The organism is Actinophytocola sp. KF-1 (assembly GCF_054661535.1).
Genome location: NZ_BAAFVK010000020.1, coordinates 98,863 through 119,905 on the forward strand (window position 1 = coordinate 98,863; position 21,043 = coordinate 119,905).

At 68.2% G+C, this 21,043-nt stretch carries 19 protein-coding genes; 5 read left to right on the forward strand and 14 right to left on the reverse strand.

Annotated elements, in window-relative coordinates; translation table 11 throughout:
• The first annotated feature begins 24 nt into the window (after positions 1-24).
• From hisS to ACYQ77_RS41660, 4 genes are all read left to right on the forward strand, one after another.
• Positions 25-1,284: a histidine--tRNA ligase gene (gene hisS / locus ACYQ77_RS41645; RefSeq protein WP_459722666.1), complete on the forward strand. Its 1,260-nt coding sequence runs from the start codon at positions 25-27 to the stop codon at positions 1,282-1,284.
• Between the two features lie 18 nt (positions 1,285-1,302).
• Positions 1,303-1,614, forward strand: coding sequence for a hypothetical protein (locus tag ACYQ77_RS41650; RefSeq protein ID WP_459722586.1), 312 nt, complete (start codon positions 1,303-1,305; stop codon positions 1,612-1,614).
• A 20-nt stretch (positions 1,615-1,634) separates the two neighbouring features.
• Entirely contained in the window at positions 1,635-2,057 is a 423-nt protein-coding gene (msrB, locus tag ACYQ77_RS41655; RefSeq protein ID WP_459722588.1) for a peptide-methionine (R)-S-oxide reductase MsrB, read from the forward strand.
• A 1,814-nt stretch (positions 2,058-3,871) separates the two neighbouring features.
• Positions 3,872-5,821: an AfsR/SARP family transcriptional regulator gene (locus tag ACYQ77_RS41660; RefSeq protein WP_459722591.1), complete on the forward strand. Its 1,950-nt coding sequence runs from the start codon at positions 3,872-3,874 to the stop codon at positions 5,819-5,821.
• A gap of 8 nt (positions 5,822-5,829) precedes the next feature.
• Here the strand turns inward: ACYQ77_RS41660 and ACYQ77_RS41665 are convergent, their stop codons facing one another.
• The 9 genes from ACYQ77_RS41665 to ACYQ77_RS41705 form a co-directional block, all read right to left on the reverse strand.
• Positions 5,830-7,446, reverse strand: coding sequence for an ATP-binding cassette domain-containing protein (locus ACYQ77_RS41665; RefSeq protein ID WP_459722593.1), 1,617 nt, complete (start codon positions 7,444-7,446; stop codon positions 5,830-5,832).
• An 80-nt stretch (positions 7,447-7,526) separates the two neighbouring features.
• Positions 7,527-8,072 carry an ATP-binding cassette domain-containing protein gene (locus ACYQ77_RS41670; protein ID WP_459722596.1) on the reverse strand — a complete coding sequence of 182 codons (546 nt, stop codon included), beginning with the start codon at positions 8,070-8,072 and terminating at the stop codon, positions 7,527-7,529.
• A complete protein-coding gene (locus tag ACYQ77_RS41675) occupies positions 8,069-9,226 on the reverse strand; it encodes an ABC transporter transmembrane domain-containing protein (protein ID WP_459722598.1) in 1,158 nt (385 codons plus the stop codon). The genes ACYQ77_RS41670 and ACYQ77_RS41675 overlap by 4 nt, the downstream gene beginning before the upstream one ends.
• Before the next feature lie 80 nt (positions 9,227-9,306).
• Entirely contained in the window at positions 9,307-9,450 is a 144-nt protein-coding gene (locus ACYQ77_RS41680; RefSeq protein ID WP_459722600.1) for a hypothetical protein, read from the reverse strand.
• Between the two features lie 32 nt (positions 9,451-9,482).
• On the reverse strand, positions 9,483-9,629 hold the full coding sequence (locus ACYQ77_RS41685; protein ID WP_459722602.1) for a hypothetical protein: 147 nt from the start codon (positions 9,627-9,629) through the stop codon (positions 9,483-9,485).
• Between the two features lie 43 nt (positions 9,630-9,672).
• Positions 9,673-9,828 (reverse strand): hypothetical protein, encoded by a 156-nt coding sequence (locus ACYQ77_RS41690; protein ID WP_459722604.1) that lies wholly within the window; start codon positions 9,826-9,828, stop codon positions 9,673-9,675.
• A 50-nt stretch (positions 9,829-9,878) separates the two neighbouring features.
• Positions 9,879-11,687, reverse strand: a complete 1,809-nt coding sequence (locus ACYQ77_RS41695; RefSeq protein WP_459722605.1) for an alpha/beta hydrolase family protein — start codon at positions 11,685-11,687, stop codon at positions 9,879-9,881.
• Positions 11,684-14,365, reverse strand: a complete 2,682-nt coding sequence (lanL, locus tag ACYQ77_RS41700; protein ID WP_459722608.1) for a class IV lanthionine synthetase LanL — start codon at positions 14,363-14,365, stop codon at positions 11,684-11,686. The genes ACYQ77_RS41695 and lanL overlap by 4 nt, the downstream gene beginning before the upstream one ends.
• 297 nt (positions 14,366-14,662) lie before the next feature.
• A complete protein-coding gene (locus tag ACYQ77_RS41705; protein ID WP_459722611.1) occupies positions 14,663-14,947 on the reverse strand; it encodes a transposase in 285 nt (94 codons plus the stop codon).
• Between the two features lie 403 nt (positions 14,948-15,350).
• Between ACYQ77_RS41705 and ACYQ77_RS41710 the strand changes: the two genes are divergently transcribed.
• The gene (locus ACYQ77_RS41710; RefSeq protein ID WP_459722668.1) at positions 15,351-16,127 is read left to right on the forward strand and encodes a CHAP domain-containing protein; all 777 of its coding nucleotides are present in this window, start codon (positions 15,351-15,353) and stop codon (positions 16,125-16,127) included.
• Between the two features lie 943 nt (positions 16,128-17,070).
• On the opposite strand, the gene ACYQ77_RS41715 is transcribed toward ACYQ77_RS41710, so the two are convergent.
• From ACYQ77_RS41715 to ACYQ77_RS41735, 5 genes are all read right to left on the reverse strand, one after another.
• Positions 17,071-18,774, reverse strand: a complete 1,704-nt coding sequence (locus ACYQ77_RS41715) for a tetratricopeptide repeat protein (protein ID WP_459722613.1) — start codon at positions 18,772-18,774, stop codon at positions 17,071-17,073.
• The gene (locus ACYQ77_RS41720) at positions 18,774-19,220 is read right to left on the reverse strand and encodes a hypothetical protein (protein ID WP_459722615.1); all 447 of its coding nucleotides are present in this window, start codon (positions 19,218-19,220) and stop codon (positions 18,774-18,776) included. The genes ACYQ77_RS41715 and ACYQ77_RS41720 overlap by 1 nt, the downstream gene beginning before the upstream one ends.
• 211 nt (positions 19,221-19,431) lie before the next feature.
• Positions 19,432-19,914: a hypothetical protein gene (locus ACYQ77_RS41725; RefSeq protein ID WP_459722618.1), complete on the reverse strand. Its 483-nt coding sequence runs from the start codon at positions 19,912-19,914 to the stop codon at positions 19,432-19,434.
• A 14-nt stretch (positions 19,915-19,928) separates the two neighbouring features.
• A complete protein-coding gene (locus ACYQ77_RS41730) occupies positions 19,929-20,471 on the reverse strand; it encodes a hypothetical protein (RefSeq protein WP_459722620.1) in 543 nt (180 codons plus the stop codon).
• Between the two features lie 144 nt (positions 20,472-20,615).
• On the reverse strand, positions 20,616-20,858 hold the full coding sequence (locus ACYQ77_RS41735) for a hypothetical protein (protein ID WP_459722623.1): 243 nt from the start codon (positions 20,856-20,858) through the stop codon (positions 20,616-20,618).
• Positions 20,859-21,043: the final 185 nt, after the last annotated feature.

The following is a 21,043-nucleotide window of genomic DNA, read 5'->3' on the forward strand; positions in this document are numbered from 1 at the left end:
TCAAGTAGCGTAATAACGGTGAAGATGGACCTGACCCCCGCGCGGGGAACCCGTGATCTGCTGCCCTCGGCCGTCGCCATGCGCGACCATGTCCTGGCGCGGATCACGGAGGTCTACGGCCGCTACGGCTACCAGCGCATCGAGACCCCGGCGCTGGAGAACATCGAGCGCCTCCAGGGCGGTCAGGGCGGCGAGAACCAGAAGCTGATCTACCAGGTGCTGCGCCGCGGCCTCGAGCCGACGGTCGCCGACGGGACGCCGCTGTCCGACCTCGTCGACCTCGGCCTGCGCTTCGACCTGACCGTGCCGCTGTCGCGGTTCTACGGCGCCAACCGGGCGACGCTGCCGCAGCCGTTCCGCTCGTTCCAGTTCGGGCCGGTGTGGCGGGCCGAGCGGCCGGCCAAGGGCCGGTACCGGCAGTTCTACCAGTGCGACATCGACATGCTCGGCGAGCCGAGCGTGCTGGCCGAGGTGGAGCTGATCGAGGCGACGTCGGCGGCACTGGCCGCGGCCGGGCTTTCCGGTACGACCGTACGGATCTCCGACCGCCGGTTCCTGTCCGCGCTGGCCGAGCAGTCCGGCGTGCCCGCGGAGGGCTGGGACCGCCTGTTCATCACGCTCGACAAGCTGGACAAGGTCGGCTGGGACGGCGTCCGCGCCGAGCTGACCGACCGCCTCGGCATCGACGGGGCGACCGTCGGCAGGCTCCAGGACACCATCACCGGCCTGCAGGGCCTGGACGCGGCGAAGCTCACCGACCAGCTGGCCACGACGCTGCCCGGCCTCGGCGACGACGTGCTCGCCGACATGACGACCACGGCAGGCGGCCTGGCCGCCCTACCGGACCTGACCTGGGAGTTCGACCCGACGCTGGTCCGCGGCATGGGGTACTACACGGGCCAGATCTTCGAGGTCACGCACCCGGCATCGGGTGGTTCGGTGGCGGGCGGTGGGCGCTACGACCGCCTCATCGGCCGCTTCCTCGGCACGGACGTGCCCGCGTGCGGGTTCTCCATCGGCTTCGAACGGATCGTGGACCTGCTGGCCAGCGCCCCCGACCGCGAGGCGGTCGCCGTGCTGTACGAGCAGGACACGCCGATCCCCCGGGTCCTGTCGATCGCGCGTGAGCTGCGGGCGGACGGCCGCTCGGTGTCGCCGGTGCGCCGGTCCGGCAAGTTCGGCGCCCAGCTCACCCGGCTGGAGGAGTGGGGTTTCACGTCGTTCGTGCACGTCAAACCGGACGAGACGGGTGCGGAGCGCGCTCTCGGCGACAAGGCGAAGTAGAGAGGTTACGGTGGGGCCATGGCGGCCACCGCGTACCCGGACGAACCGGAGAACAAGCGGTCCGCTCAGTTCGACGACGAGTTGATCGGCCTCGACCCCGACGACCCCGAAGCACAGGCGTTCGCCGCCCACCTCGACCGGCAGCAGCGGGTCCGGTCCGGCTACACCGTCGAGGGCTACCTGTCGGACGTCGGCGACTTCGCCGACTCCGCCAACCGCCTCGGCGGCCACTACAAGCTGATGGCGGCCATCCTCGTGCTGCTCATCCTGCTCGGTGTGACCATCACCGCATGGGACGCCCTGGTCTTCGTGGTCACCACGTTCTTCTGACGACGCGTAGTTTGGACGGCATGGAAACCGAGCAGCAGCGGCCGCGCGTGGTGAAGTCGGAGCAGGAGTGGCGTGCGCAGCTCACGCCGGAGGAGTACGCGGTGCTGCGCCGGGCAGGCACCGAACGCCCGTGGACCGGCGAGTACACCGACACCAAGACCACCGGCGTGTACGAGTGCCGAGCCTGCGGCGCGGAACTCTTCCGCAGCGACACCAAGTTCGACTCACACTGTGGTTGGCCGTCGTTCTATGCCGCACGAACTTCGGACGCGGTGATCTTACGAGAGGACCGCAGCCTCGGCATGGTGAGGACCGAAGTGATCTGCGCCACATGCCACAGCCACCTGGGCCACGTCTTCGAGGGCGAGGGCTACGACACCCCCACCGACCAGCGGTACTGCATCAACTCGATCTCGCTGCGATTGGTCCCCAACGAGGGTTAGGCCCAGCGGACCAAAGCACCTCCGAACCTCTGCTGTGGTCGTTCCCTCGACCACAGCAGAGGCGCAGGACCAGTGCCTAGATCGACACCCATCGCGTCTCGACCACGACGCTTCCATCGAGCGTCACGACGCCTACCCGAACTCACTCTTGTTACGCCGGTCGATCTTGGTCACGCCTTCATCAAGCCGAAGACGCCCCACCTCGAACCCGGTAAGCACCTGTTCGAACCCACTGCTGTCGACGACCCTCAGCCGCCCCACGCCGAGCCGGTTCGTGTCCCCAATGATGACGGATGCGCCGAGGCGACGCGCCAACGCTACTGCAGTCTGCCCCGGCGCCCGTTCCGTTCTCGGGCATACCTGGATCGGCCGCCCCAGGACACACCATCCCGGCACCAACTCGTGGGCAGCAGGCAAGGCATCCACACCGCGGTCCTCCAGCCAGTCCTCACGATGCAATCGACATACACAGGTCGCAAGCGCCTCAGTCCCCAAACCCACAAACCCCACCGCCGGCGAGGACTCCAGCTAAGCGACCTCATCAAGAAATGCACGATATCGGGGATAAAGATCTCCACTCGGCAAGCAAGCAGCGCACGGGGATGGCACACAACCCATGCATCCCGAACCTGCAGATAGCCCGGTGAGGAGAATTCGATCAGGTGCGATGGCTCGCATCGCTGCAACAGCGTGCGCAACAACCTTCACATGGCGATGGTCAAAGGTCAGAGCAGGCAAGACCACTACTCGACGCACGACTCCCCTTCTCGGGGGAAATGAATCACGAGTGCACGACACCGACGACTGCCTCCGGAGGGGCACCCTCGACGTCGCCTACCACCTTTACCCTGCGGCTATACCAGCACGACAATCTCTACGATAGCCCACCACCCCACCACCCACCGCCAGTGTCACGACCATGTCACGCCCCTCCTCGGGTGCCCGCCTTGGCCAGTCGTCGCGGATGGCGACGGTGACCTCGTCGAGATCAGTGCGGGCCGCCGAGAGTGATCGTTAGTCGCGCGCTGGCGCCGGGGACTGCGTCAGCGCTACCGTGCTCAGGTCCGCTGACGATCAACCTGTACGTCAGCCGTGGAGTAAGTTCCTCGTGGCGTCGGTCGGCCTCGACACTGGCGGTCAGCACGGCGCTTGCGGCAGCGTCCTTGGCCGTCTCGACGACAACCTCGACCACATCGGCTGACCGTTCGCTGCGGGTCGCGAGGTTTCGGCTTCGTCACCGAGCGTGCGCTGCTGTCCGTCGAACTCTTGGTGAGGCGGTAGCTACAGACGCCACCGTAAGCCCATCGCCTGGGCTACCTCACAGACCGGCGACGGACCCGCGTCGGGTCCACCGACGGACGTTCCGTCCACAGACCAAACCTCGATCTTCGGTGGAAACAGCCGAACCGATATGCAGTCACCTGGCTGTTTCTTGGCGAGTATCAGACCCACGAGCGCAAGAACGAACACCAGGACGAGCACCACCAATAGGATGCAGATCCACGGGGAGAAGACAAACGCGGCGGGCAGGACGCGAGACTAATGTATCAAAAGATACTTAAACCATAAATCATATCAAGCTTGTCAAGCAGAGCAGCCCTCGTCTCATTATTGGGACGTTACCGCAGGTCATTGCCCCATATGCAATGTTTGACGACAGCGACCCGGGTGAATTGGGTGCAAATTACGCCAAACGGCATATCTCACGACTACCACAACCTGCTAGCCGGGATGAACCACGGCTTGCGACCGCCTGCCCGGAGCCGGGGTTCCGATGGCAAGGGGGAATAACTCGGAACCTGATCGAGCTTCGGATGGGTGGGGACGGTGTCGACGACGGGGGGTTGCCGGTGCGTTGGTCGGTGTCCGACGGACGTGAGGATGAGTTGCGATTCGGAATCCTTGGACCGCTGGAGGTCGTGCGGGGCAGAAGCCGGATCGAGATCGGCGCGGCCAAGCTCCGGGTCTTCCTGGCCGCGCTGCTGGTCCGGGCGAACCAGCCGGTGTCGCTGGATGAACTCGCGGTCCGGTTGTGGGGCGACCGAACGCCGAAGACCGCCCGTCGCACGATCCGCGTGCACGCCATGCGGCTGAGACGGGTGCTTGGAGACGATGGTCGCTCGGCGGTCGTACGTACCCACACCGACGGTTACAGCGTGGAGGTCACACGGGATCAGCTCGACCTGTTGCGCTTTCGCGACCTCCGGGCACAGGCCATGGCGGCGGCGCGGAACGGGGACCGGGAACTGGAACTGGCATTTCTCACAGAGGCGATAAACCTGTGGCGCGACCACCCGCTGAGTGACGTCCCATCGGACTCCCTGCAGCGGGAAGTGGCTTCTCAACTGGAGGAGGAGAGGCTGTTCGTCGTCGAGCGCAGGCTGGACATCGACCTGGCGGTCGGCCGGGCCAGGGAGGTGGTCAGCGAGCTCGTGCAGCTGACCAAGGAACATCCGTGGCACGAGCCGTTCTGGGAGCAGCTCGTCGTTGCGCTGTACAGGTCCGAGCGGCTTGCCGACGCCCTGGACACGTACCAGACCGTGCAGCGGTTGTTCCGCGATGAACTGGGTGTCGAGCCTGGCGAGCGCCTCCAGCGGCTGCAGCAGGACATCCTGTCGGGTGCCGGGCCCGCCGGCTTCGTTCCGGCTGCCGAAGACCGGTCTGTGGCCCGGTCCACGCGGTCGGGCGGTGACCCGGTCCTCGCACCAGCGCAGACCCAGCTGCCTCCCGGTGTCCGTGGATTCGTCGACCGGCCCGAGGTCGCCGAGCTCGTCACCTGGGCACGGGACGCGGACGAAGCGGCCGTGCCGATCATGATCGTCGGCGGCATGCCGGGAGTGGGCAAGACAGCCCTGCCCCTCCATGTCGCCCATCGATTACATGAGCGCTATCCGGACGGTCGGCTGTACATCGACCTCCGCGGGTTCGCGCCCCAACCACCGCTGCCCGTGAAGGTAGCGCTCGGATCGCTGCTTCAGTCCCTCGGCGTGCCCGCGGGGGAAGTGCCAGAGAGCGTGGAGGGGTGCGCCGCGAAGTACCGCGCGCTCTTGAGCGGACGTCGGGTGCTGGTCGTCCTGGACGATGCCGAGGACGCCGAGCAGGTCCGCCCGTTGCTGCCGGGCGTCCCCGGCAGCGCGGTCCTGGTGACGAGCCGGATGGACCTGCGCGGTCTGGCTGTGACGAACGGGGCGGAGCGGATGGTGCTCGACGTGCTGAGCCGCGAACGATCCGCTGAGCTCCTCGCCACGTTCGTCGGCGAGGAGCGTGCCGCGCGAGAGCCGGCGGCGGTCGAGGCGCTCGCGGAACTGACCGGACACCTCCCCCTCGCGTTGCGGATCGCGGGCGCACACGTCGCGGCGGACCCTGCCGGGGATGTAGCCGAGCATGTGCGTTTCCTGCGTGAGCGGGCCCGCCTGGCGGAGCTCGTCGTGGACGGTGACGACACGGTGGGGGTGCGTGCCGCGTTCGACCGGTCCTACCTGCGGCTGACAGCGCCGGATCAGCATCTCTTCCGGCTGCTCGGCCGCATGGGCTCCCAGGACCAGACCGCAGAGGATGTGGCTCGCTTCGCCGGCCTGCCACCGGCCGAGGTGCGGCGCGCGATGGACCGGCTGGTCGGCACGAGCTTGGTCGAACGCCCGGCACTCGGTCGTTATCGCCTGCACCCCTTGTTGCACGAGTACGCGCGGAGCTTGCCCGTGAACCCGCAGGATGGCGCCGGCGACGAGATGATGCGCATGCGTGCCGGCCGTGTGGTGGTGTAGCTCCTCGGCTACCGGTGGCCGAGGAGGTCGGCGAACAACGGCGAGGTCTGTGCCAGTTCCTTCGGGGTGCCCACTCGCGCGGTGCTGCCGTCGAGGACCAGGACCCGTTGGGCACGAGCGGCCGAGCTCATCCGGTGGGCGATGACGACGAGTGTGTCGCCACGCGCGGCGAACACAGCCTCCACCCGTGCCTCCGTGAGCGGATCGAGGTGGCAGGTGCCTTCGTCGAGAACGATGATCCTGGCGGGGCCGAGGTGGACCCTGGCGAGGGTGATGAGCTGCCGTTCGCCGTGGGAGAGCGCGTCCACGTCGCCCAGATCGGCGTCGTAGCCCCCGAGTCGCCGGACCAGGGGCCGGAGGCCGAACTCATCGACGACGACGTCCAGGCGTTCGTCCGTCAGGGTGGTCGTGAGATAGCCGAGGTTCTCCCGCAACGTTCCGGTGAAAACGTAGGACTCCTGTGGCACAACCGCGATCGTCGTGCGCAGCCACGCCTCGGACAGTTCCTCGACCGGGATCCCGCCGAGCGTGATCAGCCCGCTGTCCGGTGGCGTCAGGCCGGCGACCAGGTTGGCGAGGGTGGACTTGCCGATACCGCTCGGTCCCACGACCGCCAGGTGCGTGCCGTGCGGCAGCGTGAGATCGAGGTTCTCGACGATCGGCGCGGAGAACGGCCCGTACCGGAAGGTGAGACCGGTCAGCCGCAGGTCGTACCGGTTCGTGGTCCGGCCGACCGTGCTGGTCCCGGCGTGTGGTTCCGCTGTCACGTCGCCAAGGCGGCGCAGCACCACGGACAGCTGCAGCCCGGCGTTGCCCACGGCGTGCACCACTGCCCGCAGGGCCGGTTCGAGGCCGGTGACCAGATACGTCGCCGCGCCGAGCAACTGCCCTGGGGTGACGGCCCCCGCCGCGACCAGACTGGGTGCGAGCAGGAGCATGGCCAGGAGCGGCAACCGAGCGCCGAGAGCGACCACCGCGACACGAGCGGCCCCGGCGTTCGCGGTGGCTCGCGCCGCCGCCGCCACGTCCGTAACCGATCGCCCCACGCGGAAGCCGGCGACGGTGGCCGCTCCGTAGGCCCGGATGTCCCGAAGTCCCGCGATGGTTCGTCCGGCCTCGTCGGCGAGGCGCTCCTCGGCGACGAGCGACGCGTGATATCTCCTGCGCAGGACCGGTGACAGCAGGGCGAGCAGAACGCCGGAGACGACCAGACCACCGGACGTCAGCCACGCCAGCTCGGGAACCAGCGCGAACAGGCCCACCAGCACCGCGACCACCGAGAACACCACGGTGCGCGTCGTCGTGAGCAGCGCGGCGACGAGCTGCCGCGCCGTCTCCGCCTGCCGGGTGACACGGGTGACCACAGCGAGGTCGGTGCGGCCGTCCTCGGCCGCTGCCCGGTGGAGACCGGCTCGCACGATCCGGGTGACCAGGTGGTCGCGGACCGCCTCGGCGATGGCGGCGAGCGGCGGGACAGCCTGACGTCCGGCTGCCGCACCGATGACCATGGCCACGGCGAACAGGACGAGCATGAGCAGACCGAATCCCGGCCGCCCGGCGAGGAACCCGGCATCGACCGCTCGCGCGATGAGCTGGCCGGACAGCAGAACCGGAACGGTCTCCACCACCGACCACCCTGCGAGTCTGATCGCCGCGTGGCGCTGCCCGGCCAAAGCGGGCCGGATCAGCGCCCAGCCACCCGGCGTCACGGCGTGGTCCCGGTCAGCAGACCAGTGCCGAACAGCGCGCGGTAGCCGGGATCGGACTCCAGCGTCTCATGTGGACCCACGGCCATGATCCGCCCTTCGTGTAGCCATACGACGATGTCCGCTTCGCGTGCCGTGGACACCCGGGTGGTGACGATGAGCCGGGTGACGCGCTGCCGGGTGAGCGCGGCGGTGATACGCCGCTCGGTGAGCGTGTCCACACCGGACAGCGCGTCGTCGAGGACGAGCAGGCGCGGCCGTCTGCTGAACGCCCTGGCGAGTCCGAGGCGCTGGAGTTCGCCACCGGACACGCGCAGTGCGTCGAGCGGGGTGTCGAGACCGCCGGGTAGCCGGTCGACGAAGTCAGCGGCGTCGGCGGCCGGCAGCGCGTCGGCGACGGCACGAGCGTCCGCCGGGAGGTCACCGTCGGCGAGTGCGTCCCCGACCGTGCCGCCGAAAAGCACCGGGCGTTCGAACGCGTAGGCCGCGATGGTGGGCAGCGCGGCCGGGTCGACCGTGGCGAGATCTGTTCCGTCGACCGTCACCGTGCCCGAATCCGGTTGCCGCAGTCCGCTCGCACGGCGGCCAGGCTGGACTTGCCCGCGCCCGCGGCGCCGACTACCGCCACCGACGCCCCGGCTGGCAGATCGAGGTCGATACCGTCCAGGACTGTCCGATCGTCCATCGTGACGCGGACACCGCGTAGTCGCACGTCGCCGCGGCCCGTCGCGGGTGCAGGCGCGCTGCCCGCCGTCGCCGGGGGGATGACTAGCGGTTCGCCGACCCGTGCCGCAGAGCCGCGGACCCGGCCGAACGCACCGAGTGCACCGAACTGGCGGAGGAGGCCCATGGCGTGACCAAGATAGCCGCCGACAGCGATGAGCGCGCCAGGGCTCACCCGGCCGGCCCACACGCCGTACCCCGCGGTGGCGAGGACTCCGACCTGCAGCAGCGGCGCGATCACGGACAGCCGCCAGCTGATGTCCCGCTGCGCCAGCCAGAACGCTCGGCCGCTTTCGCGTAGCGCAGGCAGCGGTGCGAGCACCCGGTCGATCTCCCGTGCCACGGTACCCGCGGCGCGGATGGTGCGGGCACCTCGCACGGCACCGAGGAACCGCGTGGACAGTTCTCCCTGTATCCGTTGATAGTCCTGGGTGAGCACCGTGACGCGCCGCAGGAAACCGTTGGCGAGCAACAACACCAGCGGCGCGCCGACGAGGAATAGCAGCCCGGTCCATAAGTCGATCACGAGCAGCGCGACGATACCGGCCAGCGATGTCAGCCCGGACACCACCGCGCCGGTCAACACCGGCACCAGCCTGCCGGTCTCCGCGGCGCCTTCGAGAAACCTGCTGAGCAGGTCACCGTCGCGGAAGCGGCGCTGACCGCGCAGATCCAACCGCAGCAGGTGGGTGACGAGCCTGCGCCGCAACCCAGCCGTCGCCGCTGTCACGAGCCGGACGTCCACCGTCTCCGCCACCAGTTCGGCCGCGGTGGCCGTGACGAGTACGACGCACAGCCAGAGCAGCGCGTCCGTCGTGTCGCCGCGTCCCAGCACGGCGTTCACGGCCCCGGCCAGTGTCGCGGGCAGTGTGATGGCGCAGACCGCGTCCAGCAAGCGGACCACGACATGAACGGCGGTCAGCCAGGGCCGGGTGCGCAGCACCTGTCCCAGAGGTTGGTCGGAGGCCCGTGCCATGGTCTGGTCACCTTTCGTTGCCTAACCTGGACGGTGGTCGCCCCGGGTAACGGCCGGGGCGACCACCGCCTTTTCCGGCGTCAGGGCGTTGCGGTGTCCGCCCGTACGGCGTCGAACGTGTTGGACGGACAGGTGAAGATGCTGCCGAGTGCGCAGCAACCGTCCGGTGTGGAGCCTTCGACGGCCGCAGGCAGCTCCTGCAGCACCTCGACTCGCACGGTCATCGTCAAACTCCTTCTCGGTGCGAACATCGGCGTCAGCCGGTGTTCGTGCAGCTGTGGCAGGTTGAGGTCGTCAGGCTCCAGATCTGGCAGCCCTGGACGATGGAGTTCCAGCAGCAGTCATCGCTCAGGGTGACCTCGGTGGGCTCCAGTTCCTGGAGGACGTCGACGGACAGGGACATGTTCACCTCCTTCGCGGGGTTGTGATCAGCACACGGACGCGCGTCAGCTGGTGAAGGTGCAGCCGAAGCACGTCATGATCGTGCTCGGCGGGAACGGCGGCACGATCGGACCGCAGCAGCTGAAGAAGATCTCGCAGTCCGAGAGACCGACTTCTTCCGTGGCCGACAGCTCCTGGAGCATCTCGACGTTCAGAACCATGGTTGTTTCACCTCCTTCCCCGGGTAGGACAATGAAAACCGGCCTGGGGGTCACTCGGCTCCCGCGAGGAACGCGGCCATGGCGCGGTGGAGTTCCGCCGACCCGTCCAGTGGGGTGTGCCCCGCTTCGGGGACCTCGTGGTACCGGAAGTCCGCACCAGGTTCGCGACCGAGCGCCGTCAGCTCCGCGACGAGACGGCGGGACTGTGTCACCGGCACTGTCCGGTCGGCTGCGCCGTGCACGACCATCAGCCGCGCCCGCAGGGCGGGCAGCAACCTGAGCACGTCGCGGTCACCGAGTTCGTCGTCGATGGGGGTGCGCCCACCCAGCCGGTCGATCATGGCTCGGACCTCCTCCCCCGCTTCCGCGTGCAGCCGGGCGGGGGACAGCATGGGAGCGATCGCCCCCACCCGTGACCACAGCCGCGGATCGGCGCAGGCCGCGACGAGCGCGAGGTAGGCCCCATAACTCGCCCCGCACACCGCCGGTTCCCGGCCACCCCGCTCGCGACGCAGGTACCGCGCGGTGGCCAGCACGTCGGCCAGGTCCGGGCCCGCCCACCGGCCGACGATCAGCTGGTGGAACGCGACGCCGTAGCCGGTGCTGCCGCGCGGGTTCAACGCGAGCACGGTGACGCCTTCGTCCGCGAGCATCTGGAACAACGTCGAGAATTTCAACGTCCAGCTCGCGGCAGGCCCGCCGTGGAGTGCGAGCACCACCTGCCGCGCGGTGCGCCAGTCCTGGTGTCCGCAGGCGATGGCTTCGATGTCCCCTTCGGCCCCTGGCAACCGGGTCAGCGTGGCAGGCGCCCAGCCCTCGTACCGGCCGGCCGAAGTGTCGTCCAGGATCTCGTGCCGGTCGTCACCCGTGTAGCCGACCGCCCGGCACGGCAGGCCGGGACCGATCGAGAACGACCACATGGTGGGCTCCCCACCTGCGGCTTCCGCCCACGCGACCGCGCCGTGCCCTCGGCCGGGCGGGGTGTCGAGGACGCGGATCGTGTCGGTCTCGGTGTCCAGCACCGCGAGTTCCTCGTGGAGGCCGTCCCGGACGTGGAGGGTCACCCACCGGCCGTCGGGGTGCATGGCCAGCGGTACGACCGTGCCGCTGAGCATGTCGGGCGCGGCCAGTCGCACCGGTGTGTGGCCGGGGCGGTGCAGCGACAGCCGGTGGGTGCCCTGGTACTCGCTCGCCATCAGCACGGCACCGGTCCGGTGGGCGGTGAACCAGGCCGTGTCGCTGTCCGCCGACGTGGGTGCGGTCAACGGCACGCACGCGCCGGTGACGAGGTCGTACCGCGCAGGCCGGCGTCGCCGGCCGAGTCTCGTGTTCACGACGTAGCCGGAACCCGCGGCGTCGGCCCACCCTCCGCCGCGCAACACCAGCGCGGGCAGCGTGTGCGGGTTCCGCGGCGGTTCGCCCTCTCCACTCCACAGCCAGGCGGCACACCGGTCGTCGTCCGGATCGGGTCGCCCGAGCAGCAGCACGCGGCGCGATCCGTCCGGAACCGGTGCGAGCACCGCGGGCCGGAACGGCGCCCAGCCCGCGGACCGGGTCGTGCCGTCCGGTTCGACGACGGTGAGCTGATCCGGTGCGACCACCAGCACGGCGCCGTCGTCGAACGGGATCGCGTCGGTCGGCACCAGCCCGGGCGGAGTGGTGTTCGCGGGCCATCGGACCCCGGGCACCGCCCTGGCCCCGGCCGAGGCGCCGAACAGCGTCCAGAACTCGAGGTACATGAACCCCCGGCCGTCGGTGACCAGGCACACCGCGCTGCGGCCGGTCGAGGAGTAGCGGAAGGTGAACCGGGAACGCAGGCTGGACATCGTTTCCCACAGCGCGGAAACGGTGGTCGTCATCGCCGATCCTCGGGGAGTTCGAGACCGTCGTCGACCATCCACCACCGCTCCCCGCCGTGGCGGAGCCGGTGCAGGAACCCGACCGCACCGGTGAACCCGGTGTTGTAGGCGTAGCCGACGCCGGTGCCGGTCTCGTTCGTGACGACCAGCCGGTCCGCACGCAGCGCCGCCAGCCGGTAGAGCCCCAGGGCGTGCTCCTCCGCCCACTCCCGGTACCGCTCCTCGCCTGTCGCCGCGGCCATGTCCAGCAGGAACTCACCGTTGCCCGCGAGACCGTGGCAGTGGCTCGCGGCGAGGAGCCATCGCTCTGCCCTGGTCGACACCGCGGCCCGGTGCGCCGCCTCGCGGTAGCGGTCGTCACCGGTGGCCAGCCACAACCGGATCAAGAACGTGCCGACACCCGGCGCGCCGCTGCACCACCAACACGACCCACTCAGCCGGGCGGAGTCCTCCGCGGCGTCCTGCGCGACCGGCCACCACGCGCCATCCCCCGCCGGTCTGGCCAGTGTGAGCAGTAGTTCACCACCGACCTCGGCCGACCGGACCAGGTCGGGACGTTCCAACTCGATGCCCGCGGCGAGCAGGAAGGCGCTGATACCCGCGGTTCCGTGCGCGAACCCGTAGTGCACCAGGTCGTTCGTCGTCGGGTCAGGGCTGTTGCGTGCAGGCCAGACTGGTTCGTCGCCGGTGCGGAGGGACAGCACTGTCTCGGCGCTGAGCAGCACACGATCCCGCAGCTCCTGGTCGCCGGTCCGGCGCCACAGGTGTAGCTGCGTCATACCGCTGCCCGCGACACCGTGGGTGAGGTCCGGGTTGTTCCACACCACGGGCAGGTGCTTCGCGCGATCGATCGCACGGTCTGCCATGTCCTGGTCGCCAAGCTCCGCCGCAGCTTCGTAGAGCGCCCAGTAGGTGCCCGCTCTGCCGAAGTACAGCCCGGGCAGGATCCGGCCGTCGTCGCGCAGCCGCTGGTCGAGCCATCGCGCGGAGGTCCGCAGGGCGGTGCGCAGGTTGTCGTCCCCGGTGGCCTGGACCCCACGGCGCAGGGCGTCGACGGTGCCCGCGATGCCGCCCTGAAGGCTGAGCGGGTCGAACATCCGGCCTTCGAGGGGCGTCACAGGCCACAGGTTCTCGCGGTCCTCCGGCGTCATCGCGGCGACGATCTGCGCACGGCCGTCGTCGAGCAGGCGCTGCTGCAGCTCGGGTGCCAGGCGCGTTGACGTGCGGATGGCCAGCGCGGGAGCGGCGGGGATGAGCGTGTCCAACTCCTCGCGCACGCGGTGCAGCGGGGTGCGTGCGTCCGGGTCGGCACACATCAGGCCACGCAGGACAGGCGCGAGGGCGCGCATGGTGGGGTTCGACGCGGCCAGCGCGTCGGTGAGGAACTCGACGCGCTGGTCGTGCGGACGGGGTGGACCCGAGGTCTCGTCCGCGGGGAGCAACGCATGCACACCACTGCCCAGGTAGAACAGTGTCGCCCCGACGCTGTAGAGGTCCGCCGTCGGCGGCGGCGCCGGATACCGCGGCGGACCGGTCAGCTCCTCCGGTGCGACGTACGACATCGTCATCACCCGCGTGACCTGGTCGCCTGGCGCGGCCAGGAACTCGGTGTCGATCAGCAGCAGCTGCTCGTCCGGCGTGACCATCACGTTGTTCGGCGTGAAGTCGCGGAACACCAGTCCCTTGTCGTGCACGGTGGCCGCGAGGTCGACCAGTTGCTTCGCGATCGGCAGTATCCGCTCGAGCGGAATCACCCGGTCCGGTCGCAGCCGGACCTCGTTGTCCACCCACGCCGACAGCGTGACCCCGGGGACCTCCTCCTCTGCGAGGAAGGTGTGCTGCTGGTAGTCGAACAACGCGACCGGCCGGACCGCGATCCGCAGGGGCTCCAGAGTGCGCAGGGTCTCGTACTCGTTGCGAAGGAAGTCACGCGCGTCGGTGCCGTCGATCTCGGCCGCGACGAACGGACGGGCCTCCTTGATGACCACCCGCTCCCCGGTCCTCTCGTCGACGGCTCGGTAGACGCCACCGCGGTTCGAGTGCCGGATGGCCTCGAACACCACGAACCGGTCATCCAGGCGCACCTTGGCCTCGCCCCGCTTGACGTTCTTGCGTTCGTCGTCGGCGGCAGGCAAGGGCAGCGGCGCCCAGACGGGCGGCGAGTACCACGCGTTCCGGTTGTCCGGGGTCCATTCCCCACCCGGGGCGACCAGCATGTGCACGTACGCCCCGTCGGTCTCCAGGACCTGCTGCCGGCCAGAGAAACCGCCGTAGCGGTAGTGCACCAGGCTTCCCGGCCGGTACTGGCGGTCGGAGAGGATCACCGGGCCTTCCGCGCCTTCCGTCGCCTCGTGCAGCAGATCCAGCAGCAGGCGGAACTGGTCGTCGTCGGAGGGGTAGATGGTGATGAACTTGCCGCCCGCGCCCCGGCTGCACCTGACCGACAGCAGGCTCCGCAGCTCGGCGAGGCCCTTGGCGAACTTGAACGCCACCCGGTGCGCCAGCAGAACCCGCGACACCGCGGTGAGCACAGCCACCGCCGACCGCGGCGTGGCGGACACATGGATCTTCCAGCCCTGCGGCCTCGACGCGTGGCCGGGCGGAGTCACGTAGCACCAGAAGTCCGTGACGTTGTGTGTCCAGCCGTGCAGGCGGGCGACGTCCTCCCGCGTCCGCACGAAATCTCCCACATAGGACACGTCATTCTGGTCAGCGGCAATCGGTCTGTCGTTCACTCATCGCTCCTGTCCACCGCCACGATTCTTCGTTGATGCTTCAACCAGCCATGGCAGGACAAGCATGCCCGGCGCGAATTTAAATGCGATAAAAGCCCGAAAAAAGCCCACCAGTGGTGGCTTCAACCACTGGCCGCCAGTCATGGTGGTTCATCACAGGACGAAGCCCGGGAGAATAGGCTGTCGCTGGATTGATGACGAACGAGGCCGGTTCCCAATCCCCGCTATCCGGCAGGGCAACTACGACCCAGATACCTTCCGCAGGATGTCGCGCTCTTCCTCCAGCTCACGGACCCGCCTGCGCAACGCGGCATTCTCATCCTCCGCAGCGCTCGACAGCGACCCAGCCGCGGGATCAGCCGATGACCCGGCGTGCTGTGCGTCGTCAGCCCGGATCCAGGTACGCAACGTCTCGTGGTTGATCCCGAGATCATCAGTCACCGACTTGATCGTCACCCCCGGCCGGGACCGGAACAACGCCACCGCCTCAGCCCGAAACTCCGGCGGATACTGCTTCATCACCATCAGTGCGGGACTCCTGTCCACCCGGACCCATCAAGATCCAAGTGTGTCTGGTGTCCAACACCCGGGGTCAAGGCCCAGACGTATGTGAGCGCACGTGTGCTCACTCGAGGCCCCCCAACCTCGACTCCGCCGGCCCCGCGCCGACGGACAACACCCCGCATCCCGCGGTGGACATTGCCGGTCCACTGTGCAATGTCAAGCTGCCTGGTCAACGACCGCTTGGCCGCGCGCCTCGCGCGAAGCGACAGTGCTGCCTTCACTGAGTACCCGCTGGCAAGGAACTGGCCAGAATCAGGTCAGATTCCCCTGGGCCCGAAACTCCACTGTAGAGGGGCGCGATTGTCCAGGTACCCATCTGCAGCTTCCCGGAGGACCCATGAGGCTACGATCGAGTGTCTTGGCTGTGCTTCTGCCCGCGGTCTTGAGTCTTCCGCTGCTCGCGGCGACCGAGGCGTCCGCTGCTGTCACCTACAACGTCCGCGGCACCGTGACCTGCCCTGGTGGCTATCCGGTTTCTGGGGTTTACCTGCACAGTTCGGGCGGCGGCAGCGCGTTCGCGTCGTGGACGGCGTATCCGGGTGCGTCCAACATCGCGCGATTCTCGAAGTCGTTCTCAACACGCCTGTCCACCACGATCTACTTCAGCGTTGGGTGTGGTCGCGGCAGTGCCCCCGGTTCATGGAAGACCTCGAACGCCAGCCCCAAGGTGACGGTATCTTCCGGGTCGATCTACTACACCAACGCCGAGTGCAATGCTCGCGGTACCTGTTCGTACTTTCCCATGGAGGACAACCGCCCCGCGGCGCCGTCGACCAACGTCGTGAAGGATCGGACCCAGTGCACATACCGCGCCGGTGAGTTCTGGAAGTTGATGACCAAGCGCTACCCGAACTGGGGCGGCAACGGCGGTTATTGGGACGACAATGCCAAAGCAGTCGGTTGGTCGGTGCGAGCGTGGCCCCGGATCAACTCCTTGTTCGTCAAGCAGCCCACCTCGTCGAACCCGGCCGGGCACGTCGGCTACGTGGCGGACGTTCGTGTGTACAACGGCGCGTTGCAGATGAAGATCTATGACCGCAACTACGACTTCCGCGGCTCTGACCGCAACGGCACCTGGATCGCCTGGACGAGTTCAATGCGTTTCATCGTGCCGCCAGGACGAGCCGGCGAGCTCCGTTAGAAGTTTGCCGTCCATGGGGCCTGTGCTGTCAGCGATGGTGGTACCTAGCGTCCTCTCACAGCCCCGGCGCGCAGGTTGCGGACGGTGTGGGGCAACGTGGCTCCGGCTTGGCGCGCAGCGCGTCGACCGTCATCCCTATGTGGATCGTAGAGCGTCGAACCTGGGTGGCGATGCGTCCTGCGGCAGACGTACCTCAGCGTGAACTCGACGACAGACCGGAGGTCGTTGCTGGAGACGTAGTTGCCCAGGTCCCGATGCGATTGCCTCCCCTCCCCCAGAAGGCGCGATGTCACGTCGCGCCTGGTTTCCGTGTCAAACCGGACCGCCACGCCGAATCCGCCGCGCCAGACAAAGTGAATGAGAACCAGTCCTGGTGGCTGTATCGTCGCTGGTCAGCAAGCGTCGTCCGCGCGTACGCCGGGGATGGTCCCCAGATCCGCGAGATCCACCAGATCCTCGCCGAGTCATCCCCGCGCACGCGGCGCTGGTCCCGGGTTGCCAAGGTACTTGGACTTGCGCTGGAGACTAGCTCGCCATCGCACCTGCGAGTCGAGGGGTCTCGGCGCCAGCGATGTCCGAGCGGCACTCCTTGTCGGAGTCGTCCTCGGCTCACACGGGTGGCTCACTCTCATCGCGGGCACCGTCCTGGGGTTCCTCGCTACCGGCGCAATCGCGACCGTAGGCGCGACGCAAGTCGGAATCGAACGGCTATACCTCGCGGCCCCGGCATGCTAGCGGGCGCTGTTGCCGCTTTTACTTCTGTGACCAGGAAGTGCCACGAACTACTGATTCCGTCCGGTACGCAGACGCCGATCCAGCCTGGTGCGCGAACCACTCTTACTCTGAGATGCGGTCTCGGACCGTGCCGCCTCACTCTGGTTGACTCGACGTGGTCTGGTCGAACCAAATCGCCTCTCTCGATGAGCAAGAGGAAGTAATGCCGTTATCGAGACTTGCTGCGGCGACGTCGCCAGAACGTTCGCCTTTCCTTGCGGCGGGCCGAGGGTAGGCTGGCGATCAAGCGCCGTACCCATTCTATTCTCGCTGTCGCAGAAATGGCCTGGTATGCGGTCAGGGCTTGAGTGAAGCACGCTAAGGCGTGATCCACTTCGCCACGATCCCTGTGTGTGACGCCGAGGTTCGCCCATGCCAAGCCCGCGCCTGCTTCGTCACTCATTTCGCGATAGATCGCGATCGCCGCATGAAAGGCGGTCAAACTATCTTCGAAGGCATCCAGGTCGGCATACAGATTGGCGAGGTTGCTCAGACATTGGGCCTCCACGGCGCGATTGCCGAGCTCCTGGCAGATGTCCGTGGCGTGCTGGTATCGGCGAAGTGCCTCGTCGGGATGTCCGAGATCGCGGTAGGCCACGCCGGCGTTCATGAACGCCTTGCTCTCGCCTTCCCGGTCGCCGATTCGTTGGTAGAGCGTGAGCGCTCGATCGTGGTGATCCAGTGCCGTCTTGAGATGACCGAACTTGGAGAACACGACTCCAAGGTTGACCAGCGTGTTGGCCTGGCCACGCAGGTCAGCAGCCCCCTCAAAGAGCGTCAGAGCCTCCTCGTAACAGGGCACCGCGGCCTGCGGTTGTGACTGCTCCTGATGGATGTTGCCGATGCGGTTCAAGATCGTCGCCACAGCGATGTCGTCGCCGGCCGCACGCGCGGCCGCGAGCGCGACCTCGTGGGTCGACATCCAGTCTGACCAATGCTTCCGAAGCTGGAAGTACCAGTACATGTGGTGGGTGGTGGTGATTGCGTGACCGTGGTGCCCGCATACGGCCGCACGTTCAACGGCCGCGACGAGGTTGGGGCGTTCGGCATCGAACCACGCCAGTGCGTCATCCCGGGTCACGAACCGGGGCGATCGGCCACCCTCCGGGGGCACGTTGAGAACGTGGCTGTCCGCGGCGACCACGACGTGTTCGTAGTAGGCGAGCAGGCGTTCGAGTGCCTCGTCGGCACCGGGCTGCTCACGACGGCACAGGTCTTCGGCGTAGAGCCGCAACAGGTCATGGAATCGGTAGTTGTTACCGGTCGCGGGTTGCAGGAGGTTCGCTCGGCGCAGCTCCTCCACCAGATGGCGGGCCGTGTCAGCGGGCAGGTCGAGCAACGCGGCGGCTGCCTCGAGGCCGATGTGCGGACCCGGGTTGAGCGCCAGTACCCGAAACGTGCGCGCCTGCTCGGCCGGCAAGCGTCGGTATGAGGCGTCGAACGATGCGCGTACGGCGACCGAGCCGCCGTACGCGAACTCGGCAATGCGGTCGTGGGCGTCCCGGAGCAGGGTCACCATCTCGCCGAGTGGTCGACCCGGGTGGTCGGCTAACAGGTGTGCCGTTATCCCCAGGGCGAGAGGCAGCTTGCCGCACAACTCCGCGAGGGTGGCAGCGTGTTCGGGCTCAGCCGTGATGCGCGAGTCCTGCGGGGCCGACGCCGTCAGCGAGCTCGCCAGCATCGCGAGTGCGTCCACCATGGGAAGCTCGTCCAGCTCGACCCGCCGGGCGCGCGGGATCGGCAGAGTATGCCTACTGGTGACGAGCATCCGGTGAACGGAAGCGCCGGGCCGCAGCGGCAGGACCTGGTCGAGGGCGGAAGCGTTGTCCGCCACCACCAGCATCGGTCCGTTGTCGACGGCGCGAGCGGCCATCACCGATCGGTAGAGCAGTTCCCGTTCAGCCGATTTCGACGGGATGTGCTCGCCCGATATCCCCAGCGCACGAAGGACGTTCCCAGGGCGGTGTGCGCGTCGATCACCCGCGCGGTGTCATAGCCCTGCAGGTCGATGAACAGGACGCCGCCGGGAAAACATCCGTCCGACATCGCCAACTCGGCGGCGTGCACGGCCAGCGCGGTCTTGCCCACACCTGCCAGTCCCGCAATAGCGCACACGGCGACCCTGGATGCCTGGCCGAGCACTCCGCGCAGCGTCGCCACGTGTTCGCCTCGGCCGATGAAGCCCTCGCCCGGCGGCAGCCCTGCCAGCGCCACAGGCGCAGGTGAAGGCAGGTTCAGACGCACGTCACCGTTGATCGACCCGGCCTGCACGACCGAGCCTGCCACGATCCCCCTGATGACGTTCTCCTGGTCGGGCATGCCCGAATTCTGTCGTGGAACGCCTCGCCACCGGACACCGGACCACGTCGGTACCAGCGGCATGGAGCAGACGGACATGCAACCTTCGCTCGGAAGCACGTGCGGACTACTCCCTGTCTGTCCAGCAGGGCAACGGAGCACTTCCGCGATGCGGCGGTGTCGGCCTCCCCCAACCGGTCCCGGCCAGGCACCTCGAACCACGGCCGTTGGGTCATCTGCGCGTCGCGCCTTCGGGCCAGACGACTGTCACGGGTGTTCCTTGCTCGCGGGCGGCGCGCACCACGTCTCCGGTGCCGCCTTTGCCGTCTGGTGGTGCGCCGTCCCAGACCGCCACGATCTCGTCGGCTTCCGCCAGGATGTGTTCGCTTGCTGTCAGGTAGGCCTCGCGGTTGGACTCGGGGAGCGGCATGGTGTGGACGGCGGTGGCCTGGGCGATCAGCGCGTCGAACTCGGCGGCGTTGTCTGGTTTCACCTTCCGCTCGCGGTAGTCGGCCGCGGGCAGCACCACCTCGAGCGAGCCGCCCAGCTCGATCACGACGCGGGCGAAGATCTGGTCGGCTCCCCGCGCGAGGCAGGTCAGACCGACCAGTTCATCAGCCGCGTAGGTGGACAGGACCGTGCGGAGTTCCTCCGCGACGCGCTGAGCGGTGGTCTCGGACAGCGACGAATGCCCGGTGATGCCGATGCGGGGCAACGAAGATCCTCTCGTCAGGCAGCGAACAGGTCGGCGATCGCGGCACGAGCGTCCCGGACCTCCGGCACGGTGCTGAAGATCGCGGCTTCGCGGTGGAAGTCGCGCAGACGCGCCCCTACTCTGCCCGACGCCCACGTCGCGGCCTTCGAGGGTGCCTGCTGGATCAGTTCGGCGGCTCGTTCGGGTTCGCGGGTGATCAGATGTGCTCTGGCGAGCCCCACCTGGTCGAACGCCCGGTTGCGTGCGCGGTCCGGATGTCTCAGATTGAGCGCGCGGGCGTGGTTGGGGTCGTGACGGGTGAGGTCGCGGTAGCGGGCGCCGATGACACCGGCCAGCTCGGCGTCGTCGAGGCTTCTCGTCGACGGGGTGGTCAGGTCCGGTTCGCGGACGCCTTCGCTGTGGTAATCCTCGGCGAGACCGACCCCACGGCGGAACGCCCGAGCGTCTCCCATCTGCACGTACGCCCAGGCCTCTCGGGTGGCCAGGACCGCGCGCAGCGCGTCGTCTCCGGCGATGTGCGCGAGCTGGGCCGCGAGCACGAAGTACCGCTGCGCCAATGTGTGTTCACCGGCGTCTCAGGACATCGTGGCCGCGATGTCGGCCAGCTCGGCGCCGATGCGGAACGCGCGCTGGGTTTCAGGAGTGCCCTGTGGCGCGGCGTGCAGCCGGCGAAGGTGCGCCCCGAGCTGCGCGGCCACCGCCTACCGGGACAGCGCCCCGTGAGTGGAATGCCAGGACCGCAGCACCTGGACGAGCTGCTCAGCGGTCTGCAATTCGACCGGGGAGAAGGCGCTGCCGGGCTCGGCGGTCTGGCGGGCGACCGGCCACAGCAGTGGCTGGAGTTCGTGGACGAGCGTGGCGCCCGAGAGCATCGTCATGCCGACGAGCAGGTGCCGGCGGCTGGGCCGCGTCACGTCGTGGTCGGTGACCGACGTCGCGTGCACGATGACGAGTCCGGGGGTCCACGGTGACGACGGGGCACCCTGGTGGAGGGGAGCAGCCGCACGGCGTGGCGGCACGAATCCGAGTGCCGCTTCGTCAGCAGGTGCTCTCGCGCAGCACGTAACAACGTGTTCGGCCGTCTCATGCATCCCTCGCGGTCACACAGAGTGTATCCATGTCAGCTCTC

What these genes read in the sequence shown, in the direction of transcription:
- ACYQ77_RS41650 (WP_459722586.1), top strand. Translation starts at nt 1,303, where the DNA reads ATGGCGGCCACCGCGTACCCGGACGAACCGGAGAACAAGCGGTCCGCT.
- ACYQ77_RS41720 (WP_459722615.1), bottom strand. Translation starts at nt 19,220, where the DNA reads ATGCCCGACCAGGAGAACGTCATCAGGGGGATCGTGGCAGGCTCGGTC.
- hisS (WP_459722666.1), top strand. Translation starts at nt 25, where the DNA reads ATGGACCTGACCCCCGCGCGGGGAACCCGTGATCTGCTGCCCTCGGCC.
- ACYQ77_RS41660 (WP_459722591.1), top strand. Translation starts at nt 3,872, where the DNA reads ATGGGTGGGGACGGTGTCGACGACGGGGGGTTGCCGGTGCGTTGGTCG.
- msrB (WP_459722588.1), top strand. Translation starts at nt 1,635, where the DNA reads ATGGAAACCGAGCAGCAGCGGCCGCGCGTGGTGAAGTCGGAGCAGGAG.
- ACYQ77_RS41675 (WP_459722598.1), bottom strand. Translation starts at nt 9,226, where the DNA reads ATGGCACGGGCCTCCGACCAACCTCTGGGACAGGTGCTGCGCACCCGG.
- ACYQ77_RS41705 (WP_459722611.1), bottom strand. Translation starts at nt 14,947, where the DNA reads ATGGTGATGAAGCAGTATCCGCCGGAGTTTCGGGCTGAGGCGGTGGCG.
- ACYQ77_RS41680 (WP_459722600.1), bottom strand. Translation starts at nt 9,450, where the DNA reads ATGACCGTGCGAGTCGAGGTGCTGCAGGAGCTGCCTGCGGCCGTCGAA.
- ACYQ77_RS41685 (WP_459722602.1), bottom strand. Translation starts at nt 9,629, where the DNA reads ATGTCCCTGTCCGTCGACGTCCTCCAGGAACTGGAGCCCACCGAGGTC.
- ACYQ77_RS41690 (WP_459722604.1), bottom strand. Translation starts at nt 9,828, where the DNA reads ATGGTTCTGAACGTCGAGATGCTCCAGGAGCTGTCGGCCACGGAAGAA.
- ACYQ77_RS41695 (WP_459722605.1), bottom strand. Translation starts at nt 11,687, where the DNA reads ATGACGACCACCGTTTCCGCGCTGTGGGAAACGATGTCCAGCCTGCGT.
- ACYQ77_RS41715 (WP_459722613.1), bottom strand. Translation starts at nt 18,774, where the DNA reads ATGGCCGCTCGCGCCGTCGACAACGGACCGATGCTGGTGGTGGCGGAC.